1 protein-coding gene and 1 pseudogene are annotated in these 1,831 nt (G+C 63.0%); both read left to right on the top strand.

Translation table 11 applies throughout. The features are described from left to right. Positions 1-359: pseudogene (locus J0I64_RS08680) on the top strand (ABC transporter); the annotation flags it as partial. A gap of 15 nt (positions 360-374) precedes the next feature. Beyond that, positions 375-1,831 (top strand): CocE/NonD family hydrolase (locus J0I64_RS08675; protein ID WP_291407186.1); only part of this gene is annotated, 1,457 nt, incomplete at its 3' end.

Here is a 1,831-nt window from a genome sequence, read left to right as displayed (position 1 = left end):
AGCAGCGCGTCTGCATTGCCCGTGCACTTGCTGCCAAGCCCGACCTCATCATCTGCGACGAGGTCACTTCGGCGCTCGATCCGCTGGTGGCCGAAGACATCCTCAAACTGCTCAAAAACCTGCAGCAGGAATTGGGTCTGTCCTACCTCTTCATCACCCACGATCTCGGCGTCGTCCGGCGCCTCGCCGACCGCACGCTCGTCATGCAGCGCGGCAAGATCGTCGAGCAGGGCCCGACGGCGGAAATCTTCCAGCCGCCATTCCACCCCTATACCGAAGAGCTGGTGACGTCCGTGCCCGAACTGCGCCGCGACTGGCTCGATACCGTGCTGGCCAAGCGCCAGCAGGCGACCGCCTAGAACTGGACTTTTTCCATGACCATCCGCATCACCGAACATATCTGGATCCCCCTCAGCGACGGCACGCGCCTTGGTGCGCGGCTGTTCCTGCCCGAGGACGATGCAAAAGTCCCCGCGATCCTTGAATACATCCCCTATCGCAAGCGCGATGGCACCCGTGGCCGCGACGAGCCCATGCACGGCTTCTTCGCTGAAAACGGCTATGCCGCCATCCGCGTCGACATGCGCGGCACGGGCGAGAGCGACGGCCACATGGCCGACGAGTATCTGAAGCAGGAGCAGGACGATGCGCTCGAAGTCATCGCCTGGATATCAGCCCAGCCCTGGTGCGACGGCAATGTCGGCATGATGGGCAAGAGCTGGGGTGGGTTCAACGGGCTGCAGGTCGCCTCTCGTCGGCCCCCGGCGCTGAAGGCCATCATCACGGCCTATTCGACCGACAATCGCTATACTGACGACATCCACTACATGGGCGGCCTGCTGCTCAACGATAATCTCTGGTGGGGCACGATCATGCTGGCCTACCAGAGCCGGCCGCTCGACCCCGAGATCGTCGGCGAGGGTTGGCGCGAGGCCTGGCTGAAGCGCATCGAAAACCTGCCCTTCTTCCCCGCGCTCTGGCTCGAACACCAACGCTATGACGACTACTGGAAGCACGGTTCGATCTGCGAGGATTTTTCGGATATCGAAGTCCCCGTGCTCGCCATTGGCGGCTGGGCCGACAGCTATACCAATGCCGTGCCGCGTCTGCTCGAAGGACTCAAGACGCCGCGCAAGGCAATCATTGGCCCCTGGGGCCATATCTATCCGCAGGACGGTGTTCCCGGTCCGGCCATCGGCTTCCTTCAGGAAGCCGTGCGCTGGTGGGACCATTGGCTTAAGGGCAAAGATACCGGTGTCATGAATGAGCCGGATCTTCGCGCCTATATCAATGACAGTGTCGCCCCCACCGGCACCCGCACCGATGCACCCGGTCGCTGGGTCGGGGAGGCAAACTGGCCGTCTGCGTCCATTGCCCCCAAAACCTTACAGCTCGGTGGTGACCATGGCCTTCATACCGGCAGTTCCCCTGCCGGCATGCTGACCATTTGCTCACCACAGAGCCACGGCAAGGCCGGTGGCGAATGGATGGGCACCGGCTGCGTCGGCGAACACCCGACCGATCAACGTCTCGATGACGGCAGCGCTCTCGTCTTTGACTCCCTTGTGCAGACAGAGAGCTTTGACGTCCTCGGCGCGCCGGTGCTGAAACTCCGCCTGGCTTCGGACAAGCCAGTGGCCCAGGTCTCGGTCCGTCTGTCAGACGTGCGCCCCGATGGCACGGTCACTCGCGTCAGCTATCAGGTGCTCAACCTGACCCATCGCGACAGCCACGAGCAGCCCGAAGCCCTCGTCCCCGGTCAGTTCTACGACGTCAGCGTAAAACTCAACGATTGCGGCCATCGCTTCGCCGCCGGCCACGCCATCCGCAT

The sequence above is a fragment of the Devosia sp. genome, assembly GCF_017307565.1.
Classification (GTDB): Bacteria; Pseudomonadota; Alphaproteobacteria; order Rhizobiales; family Devosiaceae; genus Devosia.
This window is presented reverse-complemented; position numbering and strand designations above follow the sequence as displayed.